This window comes from Actinocrispum wychmicini, assembly GCF_004345645.1.
GTDB classification, from domain to species: Bacteria; Actinomycetota; Actinomycetes; order Mycobacteriales; family Pseudonocardiaceae; genus Kibdelosporangium; species Kibdelosporangium wychmicini.
Map to the genome: position 1 here is coordinate 1,117,797 of NZ_SLWS01000002.1, position 24,988 is coordinate 1,142,784.

25 protein-coding genes are annotated in these 24,988 nt (G+C 67.8%); 12 read left to right on the forward strand and 13 right to left on the reverse strand.

Annotated elements, in window-relative coordinates; genetic code table 11:
- The first annotated feature begins 109 nt into the window (after positions 1–109).
- On the forward strand, positions 110–1,336 hold the full coding sequence (locus tag EV192_RS13395; RefSeq protein WP_132114859.1) for a cytochrome P450: 1,227 nt from the start codon (positions 110–112) through the stop codon (positions 1,334–1,336).
- 81 nt (positions 1,337–1,417) lie between these two features.
- On the opposite strand, the gene EV192_RS13400 is transcribed toward EV192_RS13395, so the two are convergent.
- Positions 1,418–1,921, reverse strand: coding sequence for a M15 family metallopeptidase (locus EV192_RS13400; protein ID WP_132114861.1), 504 nt, complete (start codon positions 1,919–1,921; stop codon positions 1,418–1,420).
- 86 nt (positions 1,922–2,007) lie between these two features.
- On the opposite strand from EV192_RS13400, the gene vanR-Sc reads away from it, so the two are divergent.
- Positions 2,008–2,691: a VanSc-type vancomycin resistance response regulator transcription factor VanR gene (vanR-Sc, locus tag EV192_RS13405; RefSeq protein WP_132114863.1), complete on the forward strand. Its 684-nt coding sequence runs from the start codon at positions 2,008–2,010 to the stop codon at positions 2,689–2,691.
- Entirely contained in the window at positions 2,684–3,799 is a 1,116-nt protein-coding gene (locus EV192_RS13410; RefSeq protein WP_132114865.1) for a sensor histidine kinase, read from the forward strand. The genes vanR-Sc and EV192_RS13410 overlap by 8 nt, the downstream gene beginning before the upstream one ends.
- Here the strand turns inward: EV192_RS13410 and EV192_RS13415 are convergent.
- From EV192_RS13415 to EV192_RS13460, 10 genes are all read right to left on the reverse strand, one after another.
- Positions 3,794–4,894 (reverse strand): UDP-N-acetylglucosamine--N-acetylmuramyl-(pentapeptide) pyrophosphoryl-undecaprenol N-acetylglucosamine transferase, encoded by a 1,101-nt coding sequence (locus EV192_RS13415; protein WP_132114867.1) that lies wholly within the window; start codon positions 4,892–4,894, stop codon positions 3,794–3,796. The genes EV192_RS13410 and EV192_RS13415 overlap by 6 nt on opposite strands.
- Positions 4,891–5,379: a GNAT family N-acetyltransferase gene (locus EV192_RS13420; RefSeq protein ID WP_132114869.1), complete on the reverse strand. Its 489-nt coding sequence runs from the start codon at positions 5,377–5,379 to the stop codon at positions 4,891–4,893. Before EV192_RS13420 ends, EV192_RS13415 begins: the two co-directional genes overlap by 4 nt.
- Before the next feature lie 15 nt (positions 5,380–5,394).
- Positions 5,395–6,003, reverse strand: a complete 609-nt coding sequence (gene vanX, locus EV192_RS13425) for a D-Ala-D-Ala dipeptidase VanX (RefSeq protein WP_132114871.1) — start codon at positions 6,001–6,003, stop codon at positions 5,395–5,397.
- Positions 6,000–7,031, reverse strand: coding sequence for a D-alanine--(R)-lactate ligase (gene vanA, locus EV192_RS13430; protein ID WP_132114873.1), 1,032 nt, complete (start codon positions 7,029–7,031; stop codon positions 6,000–6,002). The genes vanX and vanA overlap by 4 nt, the downstream gene beginning before the upstream one ends.
- On the reverse strand, positions 7,028–7,990 hold the full coding sequence (locus tag EV192_RS13435) for a D-isomer specific 2-hydroxyacid dehydrogenase family protein (protein ID WP_207926045.1): 963 nt from the start codon (positions 7,988–7,990) through the stop codon (positions 7,028–7,030). Before EV192_RS13435 ends, vanA begins: the two co-directional genes overlap by 4 nt.
- 168 nt (positions 7,991–8,158) lie before the next feature.
- Positions 8,159–8,857 (reverse strand): hypothetical protein, encoded by a 699-nt coding sequence (locus EV192_RS13440; RefSeq protein ID WP_132114877.1) that lies wholly within the window; start codon positions 8,855–8,857, stop codon positions 8,159–8,161.
- Positions 8,854–9,735 carry an ATP-binding cassette domain-containing protein gene (locus EV192_RS13445; RefSeq protein ID WP_132114879.1) on the reverse strand — a complete coding sequence of 294 codons (882 nt, stop codon included), beginning with the start codon at positions 9,733–9,735 and terminating at the stop codon, positions 8,854–8,856. The genes EV192_RS13440 and EV192_RS13445 overlap by 4 nt, the downstream gene beginning before the upstream one ends.
- The gene (locus EV192_RS13450) at positions 9,732–10,103 is read right to left on the reverse strand and encodes a GntR family transcriptional regulator (RefSeq protein ID WP_207926010.1); all 372 of its coding nucleotides are present in this window, start codon (positions 10,101–10,103) and stop codon (positions 9,732–9,734) included. The genes EV192_RS13445 and EV192_RS13450 overlap by 4 nt, the downstream gene beginning before the upstream one ends.
- A gap of 64 nt (positions 10,104–10,167) precedes the next feature.
- Positions 10,168–10,983, reverse strand: coding sequence for an APH(3'') family aminoglycoside O-phosphotransferase (locus EV192_RS13455; protein WP_132114884.1), 816 nt, complete (start codon positions 10,981–10,983; stop codon positions 10,168–10,170).
- 37 nt (positions 10,984–11,020) lie between these two features.
- Positions 11,021–12,022: a helix-turn-helix domain-containing protein gene (locus EV192_RS13460; RefSeq protein WP_132114886.1), complete on the reverse strand. Its 1,002-nt coding sequence runs from the start codon at positions 12,020–12,022 to the stop codon at positions 11,021–11,023.
- 492 nt (positions 12,023–12,514) lie between these two features.
- On the opposite strand from EV192_RS13460, the gene EV192_RS53760 reads away from it, so the two are divergent.
- The 7 genes from EV192_RS53760 to EV192_RS13495 are packed head-to-tail and all read left to right on the forward strand — an operon-like array spanning position 12,515 to position 19,648.
- Positions 12,515–12,736, forward strand: coding sequence for a phosphopantetheine-binding protein (locus tag EV192_RS53760; RefSeq protein WP_165960366.1), 222 nt, complete (start codon positions 12,515–12,517; stop codon positions 12,734–12,736).
- 18 nt (positions 12,737–12,754) lie between these two features.
- On the forward strand, positions 12,755–14,269 hold the full coding sequence (locus EV192_RS13470; RefSeq protein ID WP_132114890.1) for an amino acid adenylation domain-containing protein: 1,515 nt from the start codon (positions 12,755–12,757) through the stop codon (positions 14,267–14,269).
- A complete protein-coding gene (locus EV192_RS13475) occupies positions 14,266–15,579 on the forward strand; it encodes an ATP-grasp domain-containing protein (protein ID WP_132114892.1) in 1,314 nt (437 codons plus the stop codon). The genes EV192_RS13470 and EV192_RS13475 overlap by 4 nt, the downstream gene beginning before the upstream one ends.
- Complete coding sequence (locus tag EV192_RS13480) at positions 15,548–16,600, forward strand: thioesterase domain-containing protein (RefSeq protein ID WP_132114894.1); 1,053 nt, start codon at positions 15,548–15,550, stop codon at positions 16,598–16,600. The genes EV192_RS13475 and EV192_RS13480 overlap by 32 nt, the downstream gene beginning before the upstream one ends.
- The gene (locus EV192_RS13485) at positions 16,590–17,558 is read left to right on the forward strand and encodes a tetratricopeptide repeat protein (RefSeq protein ID WP_132114896.1); all 969 of its coding nucleotides are present in this window, start codon (positions 16,590–16,592) and stop codon (positions 17,556–17,558) included. The genes EV192_RS13480 and EV192_RS13485 overlap by 11 nt, the downstream gene beginning before the upstream one ends.
- Positions 17,555–18,379, forward strand: coding sequence for a thioesterase domain-containing protein (locus tag EV192_RS13490; protein WP_165960367.1), 825 nt, complete (start codon positions 17,555–17,557; stop codon positions 18,377–18,379). Before EV192_RS13485 ends, EV192_RS13490 begins: the two co-directional genes overlap by 4 nt.
- Before the next feature lie 18 nt (positions 18,380–18,397).
- Positions 18,398–19,648, forward strand: coding sequence for an MFS transporter (locus EV192_RS13495; protein WP_132114900.1), 1,251 nt, complete (start codon positions 18,398–18,400; stop codon positions 19,646–19,648).
- 11 nt (positions 19,649–19,659) lie between these two features.
- On the opposite strand, the gene aroF is transcribed toward EV192_RS13495, so the two are convergent.
- Complete coding sequence (gene aroF / locus EV192_RS13500; RefSeq protein ID WP_207926011.1) at positions 19,660–20,538, reverse strand: 3-deoxy-7-phosphoheptulonate synthase; 879 nt, start codon at positions 20,536–20,538, stop codon at positions 19,660–19,662.
- Between the two features lie 160 nt (positions 20,539–20,698).
- On the opposite strand from aroF, the gene EV192_RS13505 reads away from it, so the two are divergent.
- Positions 20,699–21,313 (forward strand): helix-turn-helix domain-containing protein, encoded by a 615-nt coding sequence (locus EV192_RS13505; RefSeq protein ID WP_132114902.1) that lies wholly within the window; start codon positions 20,699–20,701, stop codon positions 21,311–21,313.
- Positions 21,205–22,983: a tetratricopeptide repeat protein gene (locus EV192_RS13510; RefSeq protein ID WP_132114904.1), complete on the forward strand. Its 1,779-nt coding sequence runs from the start codon at positions 21,205–21,207 to the stop codon at positions 22,981–22,983. Before EV192_RS13505 ends, EV192_RS13510 begins: the two co-directional genes overlap by 109 nt.
- On the opposite strand, the gene EV192_RS13515 is transcribed toward EV192_RS13510, so the two are convergent.
- Positions 22,965–24,731, reverse strand: coding sequence for a hypothetical protein (locus EV192_RS13515; RefSeq protein ID WP_132114906.1), 1,767 nt, complete (start codon positions 24,729–24,731; stop codon positions 22,965–22,967). The genes EV192_RS13510 and EV192_RS13515 overlap by 19 nt on opposite strands.
- Positions 24,732–24,988 lie beyond the last annotated feature (257 nt).

Sequence of the window (24,988 nt, forward strand, 5' to 3'; positions counted from 1 at the left end):
ACCCCCGCCTGTGGGCGGTAACCGGCGTGGTCCGTGTCAGAGCCATGTCAGGCGCGTGTCCGGCCCGTCGGCGATGGTGGCCACAACAACCACCACGAGAGGACATCCGATGAGTCGACCGGCTCCCATCCCGCACGGCCTTCCCATGGAGCGCGACGCCGGCCCGTTCGACCCGCCCCGCGACATCACCCGGCTGCGGGACGCCCGCCCGGTCAGTCCCATGGTCTTCCCCGACGGTCACGAGGGCTGGCTGGTCACCGGCTACGAAGCGGTCCGCCAGCTCATGGCGGACACCCGGTTCAGCTCCCGCAAGGACATCGGCATCCTCCACATGCCGTACGACGTCCCCGGCATGCCCGCCATCACCGAACCGTCCCCGCAGGTGCCGGGCCTGTTCATCGCCATGGACCCGCCGGACCACACCCGGCTGCGGCGCATGCTCACCGGCGCCTTCACCGTAAAACGCATGAAGCAGCTAGAAGAGCACATCGTCGACATCGTCGAGCGGCAACTGGACGAACTGGCGCGCCTGACCCCGCCGGTCGACCTGGTCAAGGAGTTCGCGCTGCCGGTGCCCTCGCTGGTGATCTGCGAACTGCTCGGTGTCCCCTACGCGGACCGGGAGACCTTCCAGGTCAACTCCGCCAAGTTCTTGGAAAGGAACGTGCAGCTCGACGAGAAGATGGCCGCGTACAACGCGATAACCACGTACCTGGCCGAACTGGTCACGCGCAACCGCGCCGCCCCCGGCGAAGACATGCTGTCCGACCTGGCCCGCCATGACGACCTCACCATCGAGGAGCTGGCCGGCATCGGCTTCCTGCTGCTGCTCGCGGGCCACGAGACCACCGCCAACATGCTGGGGCTGGGCACCTTCGCACTCTTGGAGCACCCCGAGCAGCTAGCCGAACTGCGCGCCAACCTAGATCTGCTGCCCGGCGCGGTCGAGGAACTCATGCGCTACCTGTCCGTCGTCGACGTCCTCTTTCGCTACGCCACGGACGACATCGAACTCGGCGGCGAAATCATCGGCAAGGGATCGACCGTCATGTTCTCGATGCTGGCCGCCAACCACGACCCCCAACGCTTCGAAAACCCCGACACCCTGGACATCCACCGAACCGCCCGCGGCCACCTGTCCTTCGGCCACGGCATCCACCAGTGCCTCGGCCAGCAACTGGCCCGGATCGAGATGCGCGCGGGTTTCGAAGGCCTGCTGCGCCGTTTCCCCACCCTCGAACTCGCCATCCCCGCCAACGAGGTGAAACTCAGGACCAACATGAACATCTACGGCGTCCACGAACTGCCGGTCACCTGGACGGAAACGGCCCAGTAGGACGGTGTCCACGTCAGCGGCCGAGGTGCGTGCCCCCGCTGACGTGGATCACCTGCCGGCGGCGTTGATCCAGCGTCCCGGTCACTGCCGCATCCTTGGATCGTGTGAGGGGTCGGCGTACATGGGCGGGCAGCCGTCTTCGATGGCTTCGGGGCGCAGTTCGTAGTGCCAGGGTTCGTTGCGGTAGATCTGGCACAGCCCGTACTCGGCGCCGTGCTTGGAAAGCCACGCCCTGGCATCGGACGGTCCAATGTCGACCGCGTCGCCCGACACGTGCGCAGACTTGTCGGGGGTGGCCACCCATCGGGCGGCTTCCTTTGCCGAGCCGTGTTTCGAGACCGCCTCATGCAGCAGTTGTTCCTGGTACTCCGGGGAACGCCAGCCACCGTTGACCAAGAACTCGACCCCATCGTCCGCGGCATCAGTCGCGGCTCGGCGTAGGGCATCGAGCAGATCGGGATCGAGGTTGGCCACAGCCGGAATCTCGTCATCGAAGACCGGCACGGGATCAGGGACAGCGCCATGGTCGCGCCAGACGGCCGAGGACGCCGCCCATCGGGCGCGTGCTGGTTCGCTGTAGGGCATGCGTCCAATCAAGGCGGGGTGGTGTTGCCGGCCCGTATGCGGTTCTCGATATGACGACGATATGGGCCGGCTCGTAGCATCGGGGCATGCGTGTGTTGATCGTCGAGGACGAGCCTTATATGGCCGAGGCCATCCGCGACGGGCTGCGCCTGGAGGCGATCGCCGCCGACATCGCCGGTGACGGCGACACCGCGCTGGAGCTGCTGAGCGTCAACGCCTACGACATCGCCGTCCTCGACCGCGACATTCCCGGGCCCTCCGGTGACGAGGTCGCGGAAAGCATCGTCGCGTCGGGTAGCGGCATGCCGATCCTGATGCTCACTGCCGCCGACCGTCTCGACGACAAGGCCACCGGGTTCGAACTCGGCGCCGACGACTACCTCACCAAGCCCTTCGCCCTCCAGGAACTCGTGCTCAGGCTCAGGGCACTCGACCGCAGGCGGGCGCACAGCCGGCCGCCGGTGCGGGAGATCGCAGGACTGCGGCTGGATCCGTTCCGTCGCGAGGTCTACCGGGACGGCCGGTACGTCGCGCTGACCAGGAAGCAGTTCGCCGTGCTCGAAATCCTCGTCGCCGCCGAAGGCGGTGTGATCAGCGCCGAGGAACTCCTGGAACGGGCGTGGGATGAGAACGCCGACCCGTTCACCAACGCTGTGCGCATCACGGTCTCGGCACTGCGCAAACGACTCGGCGAGCCCTGGATCATCGCCACTGTGGCCGGTGTCGGCTACCGCATCGACACCGGACACGAGCGTGGGGACCGTGGATAGGGCGCCTGGTTTGAGCGTTCGCCTCAAACTCACCCTCAGCTATGCCGGGTCCATCGTGTTCGCGGGTGCCTTGCTGCTCGCCGTGGTGTGGGTGTTCCTGCTGCGTTACGTCCCCGAGGTGATCGCCGCCCCGCCGCGCGGCGCGCCCGGGTCGCCCGGTCCGATGATCATCCCTGACCGTGCCGACCTGCAGCGAGCCTTCGTCCCGAAGGCAGCCCTGGTCATGGTGTTCCTGCTGATCTTCGGCCTCGTGGGCGGATGGTTCCTCGCCGGCAGCATGCTCGCGCCCCTGACCCGCATCACGAACGCCACCCGCATGGCCGCGAACGGATCGCTCTCCCACCGGATCCAGTTGGAGGGCCGCGAAGACGAGTTCCGCGAACTCGCCGACGCCTTCGACACCATGCTCGCGCGGCTGGAAGCACACGACGCCGAACAGCGGAGATTCGCGGCCAACGCCTCCCACGAACTGCGTACCCCACTGGCGATCACCCAGACACTTCTCGACGTGGCCCGCAACGATCCGAACCGCGACATCGGCGCACTCGTCGACCGCCTGCGCTTCGTCAACACCCGAGCGATCGACCTCACCGAGGCACTGCTCCTGCTCAGCCGCGCCAACCAACGGTCCTTCACCCGGGACCACGTCGACCTGTCCCTGATCGCGGAAGAGGCCACGGAAACGCTTCTCCCGCTGGCCGAGAAACGTGGTGTCACCGTCGAGACCACCGGCGACATCGCCCCCACCACCGGCTCCCACGCGCTCCTGCTGCAGATGACCACGAACCTCCTGCACAACGCGATCGTCCACAACCTGCCCGAGCAGGGCACCGTGCGGGTCACCACCAGCGTCCACCCGATGACCGTGGTGCTCGCCGTCGAGAACACCGGCCCGAAGCTCAGCCCACAAGTGGTTTCCACGATCGTCGAGCCGTTCCAGCGTGGCACCCAACGCGTCCACAGTGACCACGCGGGGGTCGGCCTCGGCCTGGCAATCGTCAAAAGCATCGCCCAAGCGCACTACGGAACCCTCATCATCACCCCCCGGGCCGATGGGGGCCTCCGCGTCACGGTGGACCTACCTGCCACACGGGCGGATGGCTCATGAGGCGGACCTACGTCGCTCGGTGACCGCGGTGAGCACGTGCCGGGCCAGGACGACGTCCGCGTCAGGTGCGCCGACCGCCCACGTGTTGGCCGACATCGCCGCGATCCGCTGGGAATCGGTGAGCACCGGGATCAGCGTGGTCTCGATCCAGGCCGGGTCGAGGTCGGCGTTGTCGACGAGCAGTGCCCCGCCCGCCGCGACGACCGGCTCGGCGTTCAGCCGCTGCTCACCGCCGCGCTGCGGCAACGGGACGTACGCGGCCGGCAGGCCCACAGCGGCCAGCTCGGCGCACGTCATCGCCCCTGAGCGGCAGATCACGAAGTCGGCCGCGGCGTAGGCGTAATGCATCTCGTCGACGTAGGAGACGACGACGTAGGGCGGGTCGCCGTCCGGCACCTCGACCCCGTGTTGCGGCCCGGTGATATGCAGCACCTGCACGCCGTTCGCCCGCAACGCCGGGGCCGCGCCGGCCACCGCGGTGTTGATCGTCCGGGCGCCCTGCGAACCGCCGGTGGCCATCAGTACCGGCCTGTCGGGTCGCAGGCCGAACCGCTGCCGGGCGGCGTGGCGCAGCGCGGGCCGGTCGAGCCCGGTGATCGCCGGCCGCAGCGGGATCCCGATGGCGGTGGCGTGTGCCAGCCGGACACTCGGCGCGGCGGTGAACACGTGCGTCGTCATCCGGGCCGCCACCCGATTGGCCACTCCGGGCCGGGCGTTCGCCTCGTGGACGACGATCGGCAGGCCCTGCTGGCGGGCGGCGAGGTAGGCCGGCATCGCCACGTAGCCGCCGAAGCCCACCACGACCTCGGCCCGCACGCGGTCGAGCACCGCCCCAGCCGCCCGCACCGAGTCACGCAGCCTGCCCGGCGTCTGCAGCAGGGCCCGGTTCAGTTTGCGCGGCAGCGGCACCGGCGGGATGAGTTCCAACGGGTAGCCGCGGGCCGGGATGAGCGTGGTGTCCAGGCCGCGGACGGTGCCGAGGGCGGTGATCTCAGCCATGGGCTCCAGCCGGCGCAGCGCGTCGGCGAAGTTCATCATGGGCTCGATGTGCCCGGCCGAATGGCCGCCGGCGACAACGACGCGCGGTGCCGTCACGCCTGCCCCCGTCGCCGCGCGGTCCCGCCGGCGTGGGAACGGTCGGTGTCGTCGAGATCGCGTAGGAACCGGGATGACCTTCCTGTTTGGGCGATGTAACCACGGCGTCGGTAGAACTCGTGCGCGTCTTCGCGGCGGTCCGCGCTGGTGACCTCCATACGTACGCAGCCACGACCTGTAGCGAACACTTCCGCCGCTTTGACAAGCTGACCGCCGACGCCCTGGCCGCGTGCTTGCTCCGCGACGACCAGAGCCACGATCCGCCCCCAAGAGCCGGCGCGCTCGAAGAACGGGCAGACGTGGACCGCGACCAGGCCGAGAAGGTCGCCGCCGGCCTCGGCCACGTAGGCCGCGCTGGCGGGGTCGTCACCCCAGGTCTGGATTCGGGTCGCTGTTGTCTCGGTGCCGCCCTGGGGATAGCCCAGCTGGTGAAGCAGCTCGTTGACGGCCGCGGCGTCGGTGGTGTGTGCCAGTCGTATCTGCATGCCTTCTCGACTCAACTATGTGATGGGAAAATCGAAATAGCTGTCTGGATATGGCTCGTCTTTCAGCGTGTAATGCCACCATTCACAGTCGTATGCGCTGAAACCACAGGACTCCATGACGGAACAGAGATACTGACGGTTTCTCGCTTCGACGTGCGTGACTCCTTGCGCGCCATGATGTGAGATGGAGTCCATCAAGTCATGGTCACCGCCCATGGCAGCAAGGTCACCGGTGGCCAGGTGATAGAGCGTCAAGTCGACGGTACTGCCGCGGCTGTGGCCCGACTTGGCGGCCACATAACCCTTGTCGAACATCTCGGCTCGGTCGATGTTCGGATAGTGCCGCGGCTTCGTCCGGCCGTCCTCCGGCTGTCGTGACCAGCGCAGAAACCGATCTACGGCGCGTTGCGGGCGATAACCGTCCCAGAGCAGCAGGCCGAAGCCAAGGGACGCGGCCTTTTCCTGCGCGCTGTCCAGGGCCGCGCACAAGGCTGTGGTGCCGACAATTCGATTGGCCACGTATCCGTCCACCGGCCGGCCGGTGAAGTTGTCCCAGGTGGCGTACTTGGCGTCCCAGCGTATTCCGGGCACCAGCTCGTCCACGAAGACGAAATCGTCCTTCATCGGACTTTTCCGGTCAATGCCAGCGATACGACCTGGTCGATCACTTCGGCGAGCGGCATCCCCGCGGCCGCCATCATTCTCGGGTAACGGCTGTACGAGGTCAGGCCGGGCAACGTATTGACCTCGTTGAGCATCACTGTTCCGTCCTCCTTCAGGAACATGTCCACTCGCGCCAGTCCCCGGCAGCCCAGAGCGCGATATATGGCCTTCGCCGTCTCCTGGACGAGCGAGCGCGTCTCGGCCGAGATATTAGCGGGAACAGTTATTGTCGAGTTCTCGGAACCGCTTTCCGGCGCACTCTCCTGGTGGATTCTGAAAAAACCGTGAGACAGTGCGATCTGATCCACCTCGCCGGCGATCAGATCCAGGTCGTTCCCCAAGATCGCGCATCCGACCTCGCTGCCGACGACAGCCTCCTCGATCAACACCTTCGAGTCGTACTGTCGCGCGGTCTCCACCGCACTCAGCAGCTCTTCTTTGCGAGACACCTTGCTGACGCCGAACGACGACCCCGAACGGGCCGGCTTGACGAAGACGGGATAGGTGAGCCGGTCCGGGTCAACGTTCTCGTTCGCCTGGACGGTCCAGAAATTCGGCGTCGCGATGCCGGCGCTGCCGGCGACGACGTAGGCAAGGGACTTGTCCATGCAGAGGGCCGAACTTGGGACATCGCAGCCGACGTAGGGGATGCCGGCGAGCTCCAACAAGCCCTGAATCGCACCGTCCTCGCCGAGCTTGCCGTGCAGAACGGGCAACACGAGGTCCAGACTGATCGTTTCGTACCGCCCCTGGTTCAGGACAAGCAATCCGTGGACGCCGCGGTCCGGTGACAGGATGGCCGGACGGCAACCGCCGTTTTCCCAGTCCGCGTCAGGGCCGTCACACAGCAGCCAGGCACCGCTCTTCGTGATCCCGATCCAGAACGGTTCGTACTTGTCGGTGTCGAGGTGCTTGGCGACCTCCTGCGCCGACTTGACGGAGACGGGATGTTCCTCGGAACTGCCCCCGAACATAATTCCGATTCTCATATCCAATGCCGCTTTCCGCTTTCAAATTTCCGACAGTTGACAATAGAGTTCTCGACAGTGTCACTCAGGGCGTGGTCCGTGTAGTAGGCGGTGTGCGGACTGATAATGACATTCGGCAGTTTCCGCAACCGCGACAACTGTTCGCTTTCGATGGGCGCGTTTCCGCGGTCGGCGTAGAATATTCCTTCCTCGCCTTCGAGGACATCCAGCGCCGCACCGCCCAGCCTGCCGCTTTCCAACGCCGAAACAAGGGCCTCGGTATCCAGAAGCGCACCACGTCCGGTGTTGATGACGAACGCGCCGGGCTTCATCTGCTCGATACGTCGACGATCCAGCAGATGGTGGGTGTCCGCGTTCAGTGGCGTGTGCAGCGTGACGATGTCGCTCTGCTGCAACAGTTCATCAAGAGGAACGTAGTCGGCGGAGGTCCTCGGACGGATGTCGTACGCCAACTTCTGACAGCCGAACCCCCACAGCCTGTCGATGACAGCCGCACCGATGCGCCCTGTTCCAATCACCCCGACGGTGAGATCGCGTAGTTCTTTCCCGCGCACGTCAGCCAACCGATAATCATGAGCATCCACCCGGCTGAGAATGGATCTCGCGTTCCGCACGGCCATCAGTATCAGCATCAGCGTGTAGTCAGCCACACTGTGCGGCGAATACGCGACATTCTCAACGGAGATGCCGACGCTCGCCGCGTACTCCACATCGATGTGGTTGTACCCAATGCTTCTGGTGGAGATATACGTGACGCCTGCCTCGCTCAGCGCGCGAAGAGTGTCATTCGTGATGCGAGTTTTGTGACCGACACTGATACACCGATTCCCGACAGCCAGTTCGATATTGACCCCGGATACCGCGGCCGCCGTGATAGTTGGCATGACGCCGAAGCGAGGCGCCATCTCGCGGAACAAAACAGCCTCGTCCGACCCACATCCATAAATTGTCAGGCCCATCGTCGGGACAGCCGAGGAGGACCAGGACGCCAGCGACCGGGTGCGGCGGGCCGCAGTTCGCGTTGGTTCGCTGTGGGTCATGCCGCCAGTCAAGGCAGCGTGGTGTTGCCAGCACGTATGTGGTTTTCAATACGCCGACGATATGCTACCAGTCAGTAACATGCCGGGTCAGGCCGTCGCGCGCCGGAGCACCAGCCACGCCGCGCCGCCAAGCGCCAGCGCGAACACCAGCGGATACGCGGTGAACAGCGTGAGCGAAGGCTGGCGGCCGAGGAAGTTCCCGATCGCGGGCCACCAGCGCTGCGCGGTCGCCAGCGCGCCGATCCCGGCCAGCACCGCCGCGCTGCCGAAGACCGACACGTAGATCCCGGTCTGCCGCCAGCGCTGGAACACCACACCGGCCAGCACGCAGATCGCTGACACGGCGACGATCGGCCCGCTGTAGGCGAGCCACTGCGTGACCGGGTCGTCCTCACGCAGCGCGCCGAGCCCGAAGATGCGGGCCTCCCGGCCCCACCCGCCGGTCACCCGCTCGACAGCGCCGAGCGCCACCAGCACCAGCCCGAGGAACAGCGCCTGCGCCGTGACGACCAGCGCCGTCGCCGCGGCGAACCGGCGGCGCGTCACGCCGAGCCCGAGCGAGAAGGGAAAGACCTGGGTCATGGTCTGCAGGTGCGCGGCCGCGGCCACGGCCCACAACGTCGGCAGCAGGTAGATCTCGTGCGAGCCGGCGGTGGCGGTCTCGCCGTTGGAGACGTCGATGCCCAGGCCCAGCAGGGGCATCACGACCAGCAGGGCCAGCGGGTACGCGAGCAGGGCCGGCCAGTTGACCAGCTGGATCCGCGCGATGTCGAGCACGCGTGTCATCGGGATTCCTTCCCTGCGGCGACCGGCCCGCCGTTGCGTTGGGTGGTGCGGACGACCAACTGCTGCAGCGAAACCGGCTCGAAGTCCAGCCCAGGTTCGAACCGGTCCCGGGCGCCGGTGAGGGTGACGCGTAGGGAGCCGCCGATCCGTTCACGGTGCAGCTCTTCGTGTCCGGCGGCGAAGCGTTCGACGGCGTCGGCGGGCCCGGTGACCGCGACGGCTTGGCTCCGCAGCGACTCCGCGTCGGCGTCGATGAGCACCTTGCCGCGGTCGAGCAGGACGACGTGTTCGATCAGGTCGCTGACCTCGTCGATCAGGTGCGTGGAGAGCACGATCGTGCGCGGGTGCTCGGTGTAGTCGGCGAGCACCCGGTCGTAGAACAGCTGCCGCGCGACGGCGTCGAGGCCGAGGTAGGGCTCGTCGAACAGGGTCAGCGGAGCCCGCGAAGCCAGCCCGATGATCACCCCGACCGCGGACAGCTGCCCGCGCGAGAGCTTGCCGAGGAGCCGGTCGGCCGGGACGGCGAAGTCCGCCAGCAACGCCGCCGCGTACGCGCTGTCCCAGTTCGGGTAGAGCAGCTCCGCGGCCCGCAGCGCGTGCTTCACCCGGAACTTCTCCGGGTAGTGCTGGCTTTCCTTGATGAAACACACCCGTGAAAGCACGCTGGCGTTCTCGTACGGGTGCTGCCCGAAAACCTCCACCGTGCCGCCGGTTTCGAAGCCCTGCCCGGTGAGGATCCGCATCAACGTGGTCTTGCCCGCGCCGTTGCGGCCCAGCAGGCCGTGGATCGTGTTCTCGGCGAGCTCCACGCTCACCCCGTCGAGCGCGGCGAGCGGGCCGTAGCGCTTGCTAACCCCGACAGTGCGCACCACGTTCATCGCTGCGGCTCCCAGACGTCGATCAGCTTCTTGATCTCCTCGGCGTCCATGCCGAGCTTGCCCGCCTCCGCCATCAGCGGGGCGACGAACTGCCGCGTGAAGTCCCGGCGCCGCCGCTCCAGCAGCTGCGCGCGGGCATCCGTGGCGACGAACATGCCGATGCCTCGTCTCTTGTAGAGGATCCCGTCGGCGACCAGCTGGTTGATGCCCTTGGCCGCGGTCGCCGGGTTGATCCGGTGGAAGGCCGCGAGCTCGTTGGTGGAGGGCACCTGCGTGTCCGCGGCCAGGCTCCCGTCGACGATCGAGTTCTCGATCTGCTCGGCGATCTGGAGGAACAGCGGCCGTCCGTCGTCCTTCACGCCGACCACCGCGTGCTGCGGTTCGTCGGTTCGTTACTCATGTAACTAACCATGGAGGCTCGGCCGCGCCCTGTCAAGCCCAGGTAAGCGGGTCCAGGTGGAGGTAGAACCGCGACCGCTCGCTGTCGATGCGGTCAGCCCCATACGTCGTGCCGAGAACGCGGTCGGCACGGGCTTCGTGGTCGCCTACCCACGTTTCCCGTGCATTGGCTTGCAGCAGGGCCAGGTCGGCGTGCCGATCCGCGATGCCGAGGCGTCCGAGGTCGATGAGGCCGGTGCAGCTCAGGGTGTCGGTGTCGATCAGGAAGTTCGGCAGGCAGGCGTCCCCATGGCAGACGACGAGGTCGTCGGCTTCCTGCGCGCGCCGCTCATCGAGTTCCACACGCAGTTGCTCAAGCAGGGTGGTGCTCGGTACGCCCCGCTGATCCGCGCTCAGGAAGTCCGGATTCACCGCGTCGCGGCGCACAACGTCCTCCGCGATGCGGAACATGGACGACACCCTGCGTTCGAACGGGCACTCCGCCGTTGGCAACTCGTGCATTCGGCGCAGCATGCGCACTATCGACGGCCACGCCCGCAGCAGGGCGCTGGACGAGAGTTCGTCCGCCGGAAGCCCGGGTACAGCCGTGGTCACCAGGCACGCGCCCCGACGCGACGACGACCATTCCACTATGGACGGACCAGGGACTGGCGTGTCGGCCAGCCACTGGACACGGTCGCGCTCGCCGCGCAGTTCGTCGATGCCGTCCTCGGCCACGCACTTGGCGAAGACGCTGCCGTCGTCGAGCCGGAACACCGCCGCACGGGACTCACCGGCCGTGACCGGAATCCACTCGCGACCACGTTGGCCCAACGGTGGGAGGAGATCAGCGAACAAGGGGTCGATCATGACCTCATGGAACCCCATGCCCGCCGCGGCCAGCCAGCTAGTGGCGGGATGGCTCGGGAGTGGTACCAAGCCATCCCTTGGCGGCCGCGTGGACGCCGGCTTGGAAGCGGCTGTGGGCGCCGAGGCGGTCCATGATCTGGGACATCATCCGGCGGACGGTGCGCAGCGACAGGTTGAGGCGCCTGCCCGCGACCTCGTCGGTGTGCCCCTCGGACAGGATCTTGAGGAGCTGGAGCTCCTGCGGGTTGAGGCCGCTGTCGTTCACCGGTTCGGGGGCGCCGAAGGGGGTGGCGGTAGCCCATACCTGCTCGAACAACGAGTAGACCGCGGCGACGACGCCCGGCGCGCTCACCTCGATCGCGCCGCGGCTGGAATCCGTTGGATCCACCGGAAGCAGGGCGACTGACCGGTCGATGATCACCATCATCATCGGCAGGGTGGGGACGCTCCGGGTCAGGCCGCCGAGGTCGGTCAGCCAGCGTACGTAGGCCAGGGTGCCTGGGTCGTTGCGGAAGCTGTCCTGGTACACGCTCCGCACGGACACACCACGTTCGAGGGCGGCCTGGTTGGCCGGCTTTCCCGCCTGATGGGTGTCGGGTCGTTGGGCGGCCCCCGGAGTGAACGACGCGCATTCGCTCGTGGCGGTGCAGGCGAGCTCCTCAAGGCGGACCCGGACCTGGTCCAGCCCGGTCAAGTGGACGACGTGATCGCGGTCGTGGGTGGCGTGGTGCTCCACGGCGATGGCCGAGATGGCGGCCCTGGTGGTCTCGATCTGACGCTGGCGCTCGGCGACCTCCGACTCGGCGCGAGCCAGCAGCGCGGCGAGCCCGACCTGCGGACTGACCGGCCGCAGCCCGTTCGGACGGTCCCATGACGGCCGCAGGAGCGCCAGGTCGGCCAGCTCGTCCAGGCACTCCCTAACCCTGCCTTCCGCGACTTCCATGTGCGCGGCAAGGTGTGTCACTCCCCAGTCCGGATGAGCCAGCATCAGGCGATACACCGACTCAGTCATGCCCGACAACCCCAGTGATTCAAGCACGCTGGCATCCTATGGCCAGGTTGTCCCCGACGTGGGGAAATCTCCCATCTGGCACCAAGGTGCCAGGCACTCTCCTGCCAATTCCGTAGTGCTGACATCGCTGACGGTCACTGCCACACTCGTGGATATCAGATTCCCGGCACGAATGAAGGGGCCGACAATGTGGATTCCGCTTGACGGGTTTGAGTGGGGCTGACGTGGACATGGCCGGGGTGACCTTGCGTTCGCCTCCGGGCGCATGTGCACTTGTCGCCGAGGCGGCACTTGTTGACGTGATCTGGCAGTACGCACTTCCGGTTGACCAGCTCGAACATGTACGAGTGCGGTTGCGACCGGATCATGCCGACATCGTGGTTTTCCTCAATTCATCAAACACACACGACGCTCAGTCGACCACAGTCCAGATATGTCTTCGCGCGATATCCGCGGCCGGCGTCCTGGCCGGCTGGGAAGTGTGCGACCACCGCTCACCGACTGGAGAGGACCAGCAGCATGACCAGCACCGACGTTGAGAAACTGGTCGGCGAGATCTGGGAGGACGTTCTCGATCTCGATTCGATCAGCTCGGACGACGATTTCTTCGAGCTCGGCGGAGACAGCGTGCAGGCGCTCGATGTCGTCTACCGGCTTCGGGCCGCCGGCTGCTCGCTGAAGATCGGGGACTTCTTCACCAACCCGACCGTCCGAACCCTTTCGGCGGTTGCGGCGGGATAGCCGGAAAGGGCGGATCCGATGTTCGATCTTCGTTGCAAGACACTTCACGAACAGTTCAGCGAATCCGCTCGGCAGTGGCCCGAACGGACTGCTCTCCTCGACGAGGAAGGCGCCCTCACCTACCGGGAGGTCGACGACCTGAGTGGCGAACTCGCTCAGGTTCTGCGCTCATTGTCGATGCCAGGTGAATGCGTCATCGGCCTGCGAATGTCGCGGACCCGGTTCACCCCGGCCGGAATGCTGGGCATTCTCCGGGCGGGCTGTGGGTACCTTCCGGTCGATCCCGACTATCCGGCCGCCCGCCGGGAGTCCCTGCTCGAGGACTCGCGGGCCCGCCTGATCGTCACCGACGGCCCTGCTGAGGAGCGGGAGACCGTGCTGACCACGGTCGGCCCGTTCACCGTGGTCGAACGCGACCAGGCCCAGGAACAGGACACCGTGGACGACCTCGCCTACGTGATCTACACGTCCGGGTCGACGGGCCGGCCCAAGGGTTGTCCCGTCAGCCACGCGAACGTCATGGCGCTCTTCGGCGGCTGCGCCGAACTCTTCGACGTCGGCCCCGAGGACGTGTGGACGGTGTTCCACTCCGCCAGCTTCGACTTCAGCGTCTGGGAACTCTGGGGTGCGCTGCTCACCGGCGCGAGCGCGGTGCTGGTTCCCAAACAGGTGTCGGTCGATCCGGAAGCGTTCGCCCAACTGCTGTCCCGGCGGCGGGTGACTGTCCTGAGCCAGACACCGTCCAGCTTCAACGCTCTGATCCGCGCCCTCCCGGCCGGCGAACGGCTCGACGACCTGCGCTACATCGTCTTCGGCGGGGAGGCTCTCCGGCCGGGCGACGTCATCGACTGGTTCGACCGCGGCTTCGCGCCCGCCGCGGAGCTGATCAACATGTACGGCATCACCGAGACGACCGTGCACGTCACCTATCGACCTCTGACGCCGCAACTGTGCCGTGACGCCCGCTCCGGCCGCACGCCGATCGGTGTGCCCCTGCCTCATCTGCGTGTCTCGTTGCGTGACGAGCGAGGTCAGCCCGTCACCGATGGGCAGCCCGGCGAGATGTGGGTGGCCGGTGACGGTGTGACTCAGGGTTATCTGAGGCGTGCTTCGCTGACCGCTGAGCGATTCGTGTCGGACGATCTCGACGGAGCCGACCAGTTCTACTACCGCAGCGGGGACTGGGCCGTCCGCGACGAGCACGGCGAGCTGTATTTCATCGGCCGCCAGGACTCCCAGGTCAAACTGCGTGGTTTCCGGATAGAACTCGGCGAGATCGAGGCGGTGCTGGCCGGGTTGGCCGGTGTTCGCGCGGCAGCGTGCGACGTCGAGGCCACCGCCGCGGGCCACGAAGTCCTGGTAGCGCGCGTAGTCCTCGAACCGGACGCGCTCCTGACAAAGCACGACATCCGGCGGTACGCGAGCGCTCAGCTCCCCGCACACATGCGGCCGCACCAGATCCGCACGTGCGCGCGGCTGGCGCTGACCGCCAACGGCAAGTTCGACCGCCACGCCCTGCGGAGCGCCCGATGACCACGATCGCCGTCGTCTACGACAAGGGCGCCGCAGGTCCGCAGGAGATCTTCGCCGGCCTCCGCGACCTCGGTGAGCTGGTCTTCCTGACTCCCGACACGGCCCACACCCGAGCAGTGCGACCGCTGCTCGCCGAGTTCGGCACCGTCGTCCCGATCGTCGAAGACCCGCGTCTCATCCTTGAGGGGCTCCGCACGTTCTCACCGGACGGGATTGTCACGTTCAGCGAGCGGATGCTGCCCCTGACCGCCCACTTGGCGTCGGACCTTGGGCTCCCAGGCCATTCACCCGAGGTTGTCAGGCTGCTCACTGACAAGTCCGCGCAGCGGAAACGTCTCGCCGAACGGCATGTCGACCGCACGCGGTCGTTCCCGCTCGACGACCCCGACCAGTGGCGGGAGGCGCTGACCCGGGTCGGGCTGCCGGCCGTCATCAAACCGCTCCGCGGCGAGGGCAGCCGCAGCACGCACAAAGTAGTGTCGTCCAACGGTTTGCCTGACCTGGTCAGTGAACTGCTCGACGCCGAACGGCACGCCGGTGTCCGACGGCCGGTCCTCGTGTTCGAGGAGTTCCTGGAAGGCCGGGAATGCGCCCCCTACGGGGACTACGTGTCCGTGGAAAGCCTTGTGTCACAAGGCGAGATATCGCACTGCGCGGTCACCGGGAAGACACCGCTCATCCGGCCGTTCCGCGAGACCGGGCAGTTCTGGCCCGCGTGCCTGCCGGTCGCCGAGCAGCAGGCCGTGCTCGAGCTGGCCGGCGCCGCCATCGGCGCCCTCGACCTGCGGACCGGGATTGTCCACACCGAGATCAAGCTGACCGCGGACGGCCCGCGGATCATCGAGGTCAACGGGCGGCTCGGCGGATGGATCAGCGAACTGTGCGCCCGGACCGGTCACGCGGACCTCGTGGCGGCTGCCGCCCGGCTGGCTCTTGGCGAGGACGTGCGATGCGACCTGTTCCAGAGCGAGCGCACGTTCTTCCAGTACTACAACCTCGCGCCGGCTGAAGGCGGCCGGCTCGACTCGGTGACCGGGGTCCGAGAGCTGCGGCGCGTGCCTGGCATCACCAAGTACCGCCAACTGGTGTCCCCCGGCACAGTTCTTCCGCCGGGTGTCACCACCCACCAGTTGGACGTGATCATCGGCTGTGCGGACCGCCCCGAAGACATGATCACCGCGATCGACCAGGCGCTTCGCGTCATCCAGTTCCAGTTCTCGTCAGACCGGCCGATCAGCGGCGCCGAACTACGGGACAAGGCCATCCGAGGGGGAAACCATGACTTCAGCCACGCGATTCACCAGCGTTGAGCGGACACTGCACCGAATCTGGGTCGACACGCTCGGACACGCGAGCTTCGGCCTGAACGACGAATTCTCTGCCGTCGGCGGCGACCACGAGTCGGCGGCCGCGATGTGGCGGCTCGTCCGGCGGCGATTCGGCTGTGACATCAGTCCCGACACCGGCGGTGAACCCCTCACCATCGGGGCTCTCGGGCTGATCCTGCGAGGAAGTGCGACGCCGACGGAAAACCGGGCACTCGTGCGGCTGCGGCCCGGCCACGGTGACGAGTATCCGAGTCTCTACTGTTTCCATCCGCTGGGCGGAAGCATCGCGAGATATGCCGACCTCGTCGACATGCTCGACGACCGGCTGCCCGTGCACGGTCTCCAGTCCGTCGGTCTCGCACCAGGATATGAACCCGACAGGACCATCAACGAGATGGCCACGCGTTACGCGGCGGAGATCGCGCCGACCGCACCGAACGGGCCCATTGTGTTGCTGGGCTACTCACTCGGGGGAACTCTCGCCTTCGAAACGGCCCGGCAACTCCGTGCGCGGTTCAGGTACCCGATTCACATCGTGATGGTCGATGTCACCCCCTCGTTCACGCCGACCGACGCCGCCGCGACGGCCTACGACGCGCTCGCCAACTCGGCACTGGGCATCGGCCTCGACGTCGCCCCCCTCATCGGGCTGGCCCGGGACGAAGCGTTGCGACGGATTCGCGCCGAAGCCGCCGGCCAGGGGATTCTCCCGGCGAACTTCAGCCTCGACCGCCTGCGCAAGTTCGCGGAAGTGTGCGAGATCAACGGATCGGCCGCCGACGCGTACATCCCTCGTTACCTCGGCGGCGATCTCACGCTCTTCCGGTCCTCCGGCCATATCGGCGAACCCGACGATCTTGGCTGGGGCGGGTACGTCGACCACGTGACCACGCACGTTCTCGACGGAGACCACCACCAGATCATGGAGACCGAGGGCCTGGCCGTCATCGCCGGCGAACTCGAGAGTTCGATCCTCGCCAGGGGACTGTGCCATGCGGCCTGACCAGAACAGGCTGGCAGCGCTGGAGTCCGAACAGAGCCGCGCGGTGGAGATCGGCGAGGCCGGTGACCCACGACAAGCCGTGGCACTGCTCGAAGATCTGCTGCGCACCTATGTCCACGAGTTCGGCGACGATCACCTGGGAACGCTCGACGCCCGGGAGGAACTCGTCCATTGGATCGGTGAGGCAGGCGACCCGTTGGCCGCGGCGGCCGAGACCCGGAAGGTGCTCGACATCCGGCGGCGGGTGCAGGGGACCGACCACCCGAAGACGCTCTACACATGGCACACGCTCACGTACTGGACGGGTGAGTCCGGCCATCCAAGGTCGGCGGCCGAGATGTCCGCGGAACTGCTCCCCCTGCGCGAGAAGGTGCTCGGCGCGGAACATCCGGAGACCCTCGTCACCCGGCACCGGGCCGCGTACTGGACCGGTGAGGCGGGCGATCCCGGGATCGCCGCCGAGGCACTGCGTGAGCTGCTGCCCATCCGCGAACGAGTGTTGGGTGCCGAACACCCGCACACACTGACCACCCGACACGAACTCGCCCGCCGGATCGGGGAATCCGGCGATCCGGAAGCCGCCACCGAGGCACTGCGCGAGCTGCTGCCCATCCGCGAACGGGTGCTGGGTGCCGAACACCCGCACACACTGACCACCCGACACGAACTCGCCCGATGGGTCGGGCAAGCGGGGGATCCGCGGGCTGCCGCCGACATGCTGCGCGAACTGCTGCCGCTGAGGCAGCGAGCCCAGGGGGTGACCCATCCCCGAACGCTGACGACCAGCCACGAACTCGCGTTCTGGCTGGCGGAGACCGGTGCAGTCGCCGAAGCCCTTGTGGTGCTCGACGATCTCCTCCCGGTGCGCGCGGAGAAGCTCGGCGACGACCACCCGCACACCATCGCCACCGCCGAGCTGCGTACCAGGCTTCGCGACCGAAAGGAGCGCGACCGGTGACCGGACTCGCGACTCTCGCCCCTACGCTGACATCCGACTTCGATTCGCTGTGGAACGCACGAACGCCTTCCGCGCAACGCGGGCAATGCCTGGTTCCCGTCTCGCCTGGAAGCGGTTCGCCGGTGTTCTGCGTGCATTGGGGGTCGGGCAACATCCGCTTCATCCGCGAGACGACGAACCGGTGGAGCAACGGCCGGCCTGTTCTCGGCTTTGAAGCCGTTGGGCTCTACGACAACGCACGCCCGCTGCTGTCGGTGACCGAGATGGCCGACCGGTACCTTCGCGAACTGCTCGCGGCACAGCCACGTGGGCGCTACACGTTGGTCGGGCTGTGCTCCGGATCGCACATCGCGTTCGAGATGGCACGTCGCCTGACAGCGATCGGCGAAGAGGTCGACGTTCTGGCCGTCGTCAACGGCGTCTGTCCGGGGGTCTCAGTGTCCCGGCCGGAATGGGAACTCGCTGATATCTATGAGCTTCGCCTCGCCGGCCTGCGCCGGGACTTCGGCGTCGCCGATCTTGACCCGCACATTCCCCGGATCATGGCCGACCTCAAGCTCCGCGGCTGGATCGACGAAGACGCGCGGCGCGAGGACTTCTATCCGCACCAACTTCTGTGGGCCACGGCCGCGTTCGCCCAGGAGCACTACACCACCGAGCCGTACCACGGCCCGCTGCACGTCTTCAGATCATCCGACATCCGTGGCCCGGGCGCGGTGCCGTGGACCAGTGTGGCGCCGCGAGCCGAATCCACGATCCTCGACGCCGCGGACAGCGTCGAGGTGCTGAAGCACTCTGCCTTCGCTCGGCTCTTCGCCTGACCAGAACGGGAAAAACGAATGTCACTGTCCACAGTGGTACCCAGGTCCCGGACCGAGCGGATCCTCGCCGCGGGGGCGTTGGCGGACTCGGTCGGAACGGGTCTCTACACCACGGCCGGAATCATCTTCTTCACCCGTTTCGTCGGCCTGAGCGCGGCCGAGGTCGGTCTGGGAATGGCCATCGCGGGCGTCGCCGGCTTCCTGGCCGCCGTCCCGCTGGGACACCTGGCCGATCGGTGGGGCGCTCGCGACGTCGCCGTCGGCCTTGCCCTCATCCAGTCGGTTCTCATGGCCGCGTTCGCGATCGTTCAGTCGTTCACGGGTTTCGTCGTCGTGGTGATGCTGTTCTGCGCGGCGGAACGGGGCACGTGGACCGCCCGCTCGGCCATGGTCGCCGGTCTCGTGCCCGCCGAGTCGCGAGTTCGTGCGCAGGCCTACATGCGCAGTGTGTTCAACCTGGGAGTGGCCGTTGGCGCCCTGCTCGCCGGTGCCGCCCTCCAGGCCGACAGCAAAGGCCTCTACCTCGCGGTCATCCTCGGCAACGCCGCCTCCTTCGCGATCTACGCGGCGTTCGCCAGTCGGCTCCCCCGTATCGCCGGCCTGGCCACCGCCACCACGAGGTCGCTCAAGGATGTCCTGCCGGTCCTGCGCGACTGGCCGTACCTGAGTCTCGGGTTGCTCAACGGCTTCCTGTCCATCCACGCGACCGTTCTGCTGATCGGCCTGCCCTTGTGGCTCAGTGAGCACACATCCGCCCCGCGCGTGATGATCTCGTGGCTGTTCCTCCTCAACACCGTGATGGCCGTCCTGCTCCAAGTGCGGGCGAGCCGCGGATCCAACACAGTGCGGGGGGCGGCGCGGGCGCTCGCCTTGTCGGCGGGCGCCACCGCCACCGCGTGCCTCCTGTTCGCCCCCGCCGCGAACCTCCCGGCCTGGGCCGCCGTCGGGCTTCTCGGCGCGGGGACCGTCGTGCTCACCGTGGGAGAGCTCCTCCAGTCGGCCGGAAGCTGGGGGCTTTCCTTCGGGCTGACCCGAGGCGAGGCCCACGGAAGCCACCAGGGAGCGTTCTCGCTCGGCGACTCGCTCAAGGACATCCTCGGTCCGATGCTGGTCATCTCGGTCGCGATCGCCCTTGGTCCGGTCGGCTGGCTGGTCCTGGCCGCCCTGTTCGCCGCCGGCGGCCTGCTGGTCACACCGGCGACCCGGTGGGCCGAGGCGCACGGTTCACGAACGACGACACCGGTCCTCGCAGTCGCCGGCGTCCGATGACCCGCCCGGACTCAGACGTCGCTGGCGGCCGACTGCAGTACCTGCTCGCCGAACCCGGACGGCCAGCCATCGATCGAGGTGATGATGGCCTTCAGGGCATGTGGGTGCAGCGCCTGCCGAGAGTCGGTCCAGGACTCGTCAGGGTCCGGGTGCGCCTCGATGATCAGTCCGTCCGCGCCGGCCGCGACCGCCGCGAGGGCCAACGGCGCCACCCACTCCCGCCTGCCGGCCGCGTGGCTCGGGTCGACGATGATCGGGAGGTCACACAGCGACCGCATCACGGGAATCGCCGAGATGTCGAGCGTGTTGCGGACCTCGGTGTTGAACGTCCTGATCCCCCGTTCGCAGAGGATGACCTGCTCGTTCCCCTCAGCCCGGATGTAGTGCGCGGCACCCAGCCATTCGTCGTAGGTCGCCGAGAAGCCCCGTTTGAGAATGACGGGCAGCCCCGCTCGGCCGACCGCCTGCAGAAGCCGGCTGTTGTACATGGAACGGGTCCCGATGAGGAACCCGTGGACATAGGGAACGAGTCGCTCGACGTCCTGCTCGCCCAACGGTTCCGAGATGATCGGCAGCCCTGTGGCCGCCCGTGCCTCGGCGAGCAGCGGCAGACCGGCGTCGCCAATACCCTGAAACCGGTCCGGCCACGACCGAGGCTTGTGCACACACCCCCGCAGCACCGTCGCACCCGCCTCAGCCGCCGCCACCGCGTGCTTGACATAGTCGGTCTCAACGGAGCACGGTCCCGCGATAACCGGCACACTGCCGAGACCGAACACCACATCCCCAATGCGCACCGGCGTGACCCTGCGCAGACCATCCCGCGCACCATCGTCCGACACTCCCACCATGAACTCTCCCCAGATCGCGAGCACGTCAACCTGCCCCATTTCGAGCGATAGTAGCCCGGCCGGCCCATGACGCGTGGCGGAGATCCTCAATGGACACTGACGCGCAGCTGACGGCCACGACTTGTCATGACATGTGTTGAGCGGAAACGCATCGCGGTGGACATGTGGCACACTTCCGCACTCGGGTTGAGGGGGCGCGATGACGAGCCGGTTTGACGCGTTGCTGCGACAGCGGCGACTTGAGGTGGGGATGACCCAGCGACAGTTGGCCGAACGCTCCGGTGTGTCTCTGCGCACCATCAGCAGGCTCGAGGCCAGCCAGGGTGGGGATCCGCGGGTGGGCACGGTGGGCCTGGTGGCCGACGCCCTGGGGTTGGGGCACGAGCAGCGGGAAGAGCTGCTGGCCGCCGCTGTCGGCGCCGTCGGCGGCCAGGCCAGGCCGGCGCCCCGGCAGCTGCCCGCGCCGCCGGCGCTGTTCGTGGGCCGCGACCGCGAGCTGGCCGCTGTGACCGCTGCCCTGGATGAGCAGGCCACGGCCGGGGCGACGGTGGTGATCTCCGCGATCGGCGGCGGGGCGGCATCGGCAAGACCTGGCTGGCGCTGCGGTGGGCCTACCAGAGCCTGGACCGGTTCCCGGACGGGCAGTTGTTCGTCGACCTGCGCGGCTACGCCCCCGGTGGGACGTCGATGCCGTCGGCGGAGGCGGTGCGAGGACTCCTCGACGCCCTCGGTGTCGCCCCCGCCGGTGTCCCCACCGCCCTGGACGCTCAGGTCGCGTTGTACCGCAGCCTGGTGTCCGACAAGCGGATGCTGATCCTGTTGGACAACGCCCGCGACACCGAGCACGTCACTCCACTGTTGCCCGGCGGATCGACGTGCACCGTGGTGGTGACCAGCCGCGACCGACTCACTGGCCTGATCGCCGCGCACGGGGCTCGCCCGGTGCCCCTGGACGTCTTCGATGACGCCGACGCCCGCGAGCTGCTGGCCCACCGTCTCAGCCGCCAGCGGCTGGCGGCCGAACCCGAGGCGGTCGACGAACTCCTGGCCTACTGCGCCGGGCTGCCGCTCGCGCTGGCGGTGGTCGCCGCCCGCGCCGCACTCCACCCCGACATCCCGGTGGCCGCGCTGGCCGCCGAACTACGCGACGCCGCCGGCCGCCTCGGCGCCCTGGACACTGGCGGCCCGACCGCCAGCGTCCGCGCCGCACTGTCCTGGACTCATGACGCGCTCACCAGCGAGCAGGCCGAGGTGTTCGCGTTGCTGGGCCTGGCCCCAGGGCCGGACATCAGCCTGCCCGCCACCGCCAGCCTCACCGCCCTGCCCGACCACAGGACGCGGTCTGCCCTATTGGCGCTGGAGCGGGTGTCGCTTGTCCAGCAGCACGTTCCCGGCCGCTACCGGATGCACGACCTGGTCAAGCTCTTCGCCACCGACCACGCCCTGACCGAGCGGGCGCGGGACACAGCGCTGCGCCGACTGGCCGACTTCTACCTGCACACCGGGTTCGCCGGCGGCCAACTGCTCGACCCACACCGTCAACCGATCCAACCCGACCTCCCAGCGCCCGGGTGCCGCCCCCGAACGCTGTCTGACCGCGCGGCGGCCATCAGGTGGTTCGACGCCGAGCACCGCAACCTGCTTGCCACGCAACGACTCGCCGCCGAACGCACCTGGCGTCGCCAGGTGTGGCAGATGGCCTGGGCGCTCAACGACTTCCTGTGGCACCAGGGGCACAGCCGCGACTTTCTGGCCGTGTGGTCGGCCGCCCTGGCCGCGGCCGACCACCTCGCCGACCCCGTCGCGCAAAGCCTTGCCCACCGCGGCCTCGGTCGGGTCCACGCCCTGCTCGGCCAGCACGACCAGGCACAGGACCACCTGCACCGCGCCTTGGCCCTGGCCCAGCACGCCAACGACCCACACAGCCAAGGCCATGCCCACCGGTATCTCGCGTGGGCCTGCGACCAGCGAGGGGACTATGGGCAGGCGCTGCGGCACGAGGCCGCCGCCCTGCGCCTGTTCCAGACACTGGACCTACCCGCCTGGGAAGGCGACGTGCTGAACATGATGGGCTGGAGCGCGGCCCTGGGCGGCGAGCACGACCGGGCCCGCGAACACTGCGAGGCCGCGCTCGCCCTGCTCGAACACCACCACTTCCCCCTCGCCGTCGTGGCCACCCTGGACAGCCTGGGCTACATCGCCCGCCACACCGGCCAACACGCTGACGCCCTGGACTACTACCAGCAGGCCCACACCCAGTGCCGCGATCTCGGCCACACCGTCTTCGAGGCCGAGATCCTCGACGGGCTGGGCCACTCACACCTCGCGCTCGACCAGCGCGAGCACGCCCGCGCCGCCTGGCGACAAGCGCTGGATCTGTACCAGGCCCAACACCGCGCCGCAGATGCCGACCGCGTCCACCAACAACTGACCGCTCTCAACACCAGCCAACCCGCCGAACAGGCTCACCCGGTCACCACGTAGCCCAGTCGCTCGGACTTGACGTCGTCTGAACAGCGGGACTCCAGGGTGTCATAGCTGGCGCCAAAGTACTTGTGGGCGCACCGGTAGAGCGGGGCACTGGGGTGTGCCTCCGGCGGCGAGGAGAAGATCCAGCCAAGGTCAGCGGTCTTGGTGAACTCGGACGGGCAGGTCCCCGAGTCCACAGTGGTGCGCTCCGCGCCCCAGTCCTCCTCGCACGCGATGAGCAGGCGAGTGCCCGGGTAGGAGCGCGTGGCGATCTGACCGAGTGTCGCCGTCTGGCGATAAGGAGGGTCGTGCTGTGGTGGCGGCCGCTGGGATGTGGTGGTGTAGTACTTGGCCCTGGTGTGCTCGCCCTCGGCGGTGTAGCTGAGCAACGGGATGAGTTGCAAGGCGGGCGGCCCGGACGGCTGAGGCACGCTGACGGTGGTGGTGAACGTCGTGGTGGACGGCGGCGCGGTTGGCTTGACAGCAACCGGCGCCAACGACGCAGATGAGGCGGGCGCAGTGCTCCTGGTGACCGGCGACGCCGACGATGTGATGGGAAGTGCCACGGACACGTTGGCCACCGCGCCGCTGTCACTGTTGACCACCAACAGGTGAGAACCGTCCGCACTGTCCACATAGATCCGGCCGTCCTCGCCGCGGGACGCCCTCGGCGCCCCGCCTTCGCCGGGCACCTTCGTGGTGCTCTTGAGCGCCCCGTTGCTGTCGTAGGTGAGCAGTTCGTTGCGAGTCTGGTCGACCAGCGCGATGGTCCGCTCGGACACGACCGGCGCGGCGAACTTGCCGTCCTTGGGCAGGTCGACCGCTACCGGCTTCACCGCAGGGCGGTTGGCCAGCCCGGCGGTGTCGATCAGGTGCAGCCGGTTGTGCTCCGGGTCGAGAGCCGCCAACCAGCCGTCCACGGTGCCTGTGGCGATCTGGGCCGTCACCGGCAGGTCAACGCCGATCGCGGTGGACTCGCCGAACCCGTCCTTGCCGATGACACGCACCGTCTTCGACGTGATGTCCACGACCGTCGGCCGGTCGTCCACGACGGTCAACGACCCGGCGTGCCCCTCGGGCAACTGCGCGGGGCAAGCCAGCCGGATGGCCGCCTTGGGCAGGTCACACAGCGAACCGGTGTCGATCCGGTGCACCCACACGGTGGCCCCGTCAGGGCCATGCTCCCCGGTGGCCACCGGAGTCGACAGCGGGCCACCAGCGGGGACCGTCGCGGCCGGGTCACCGAGCCGGACGATCTGACCGGCGTTGCGGTACACCAGGTACGGGCCGCCCGCGACCTCCAGCACGGCCGGCTGTTCGACGGCCGGGGGTGTGCTGGCGTTGTCCACGCTCAGGGTGGACTTGTCGAACTCGGTGATCCTGGACCGCTCGACCACGTAGCCGGCGCGGTCGCCCTGGACGACCTGGCTGCCGCGCTCGACGCCAGGCACCGGGACCTGGGCGTCCACCTGGTTGGTCGATCCGTCCACATGGAACGCCGACTGCAGCCCGTCGTGGAACACCCAGTGCCCCACCTGGATGAAGTCAAGGCCGGGCGGAGTGGCGGCCTGGCCGGACACGGCCACGCCGACCAGCCCGGCGCTGCCCACCATCAGCACAGCGACCGCGAGCCGGGTCCGCGCGGTGGCGAACTGCGGGTGCCGGAGTGGTTTGGGGGACGAGGCACACCGCGCCCGATGAGGGGAATCAGAGACCAGCCCCCGCAGCACGTTGTCGTGGGATCGCGATGTCTGATCAGCCAACCCTCGCCCCTCCAACCAAGCGCCAGGCCATGACAGCCCGCCCCAGCAGTTCCCCCATGCCGCAGATGTCCCAACCCATTCACAGGGCTGAGACGGTCAGTGCTGTCCGCCCATGGCCCGACGCGGGCGATCATGCCGCCAAACGGGCCCATGGGACAGGTCACCAGCACGCCAAATACGGCGCACGTGTGACGCGCACCGTGCGACAACGTCCAGCCACCGCAAGGGCTTGGTCGTGTTACTGGCGAACGGCGGCC

Bases quoted from the DNA above. Each gene is read 5' to 3' on its own strand.
- aroF (WP_207926011.1), bottom strand. From the start codon at position 20,538: ATGGGGCAGGTTGACGTGCTCGCGATCTGGGGAGAGTTCATGGTGGGA.
- EV192_RS13505 (WP_132114902.1), top strand. From the start codon at position 20,699: ATGACGAGCCGGTTTGACGCGTTGCTGCGACAGCGGCGACTTGAGGTG.
- vanA (WP_132114873.1), bottom strand. From the start codon at position 7,031: ATGAGAATCGGAATTATGTTCGGGGGCAGTTCCGAGGAACATCCCGTC.
- EV192_RS13440 (WP_132114877.1), bottom strand. From the start codon at position 8,857: ATGACACGCGTGCTCGACATCGCGCGGATCCAGCTGGTCAACTGGCCG.
- EV192_RS13420 (WP_132114869.1), bottom strand. From the start codon at position 5,379: ATGCAGATACGACTGGCACACACCACCGACGCCGCGGCCGTCAACGAG.
- vanX (WP_132114871.1), bottom strand. From the start codon at position 6,003: ATGAAGGACGATTTCGTCTTCGTGGACGAGCTGGTGCCCGGAATACGC.
- EV192_RS13435 (WP_207926045.1), bottom strand. From the start codon at position 7,990: ATGGGCCTGACAATTTATGGATGTGGGTCGGACGAGGCTGTTTTGTTC.
- EV192_RS13395 (WP_132114859.1), top strand. From the start codon at position 110: ATGAGTCGACCGGCTCCCATCCCGCACGGCCTTCCCATGGAGCGCGAC.
- EV192_RS13400 (WP_132114861.1), bottom strand. From the start codon at position 1,921: ATGCCCTACAGCGAACCAGCACGCGCCCGATGGGCGGCGTCCTCGGCC.
- EV192_RS13495 (WP_132114900.1), top strand. From the start codon at position 18,398: ATGTCACTGTCCACAGTGGTACCCAGGTCCCGGACCGAGCGGATCCTC.
- EV192_RS13485 (WP_132114896.1), top strand. From the start codon at position 16,590: ATGCGGCCTGACCAGAACAGGCTGGCAGCGCTGGAGTCCGAACAGAGC.
- EV192_RS53760 (WP_165960366.1), top strand. From the start codon at position 12,515: ATGACCAGCACCGACGTTGAGAAACTGGTCGGCGAGATCTGGGAGGAC.
- EV192_RS13455 (WP_132114884.1), bottom strand. From the start codon at position 10,983: ATGATCGACCCCTTGTTCGCTGATCTCCTCCCACCGTTGGGCCAACGT.
- EV192_RS13475 (WP_132114892.1), top strand. From the start codon at position 14,266: ATGACCACGATCGCCGTCGTCTACGACAAGGGCGCCGCAGGTCCGCAG.
- EV192_RS13470 (WP_132114890.1), top strand. From the start codon at position 12,755: ATGTTCGATCTTCGTTGCAAGACACTTCACGAACAGTTCAGCGAATCC.
- EV192_RS13480 (WP_132114894.1), top strand. From the start codon at position 15,548: ATGACTTCAGCCACGCGATTCACCAGCGTTGAGCGGACACTGCACCGA.
- EV192_RS13445 (WP_132114879.1), bottom strand. From the start codon at position 9,735: ATGAACGTGGTGCGCACTGTCGGGGTTAGCAAGCGCTACGGCCCGCTC.
- vanR-Sc (WP_132114863.1), top strand. From the start codon at position 2,008: ATGCGTGTGTTGATCGTCGAGGACGAGCCTTATATGGCCGAGGCCATC.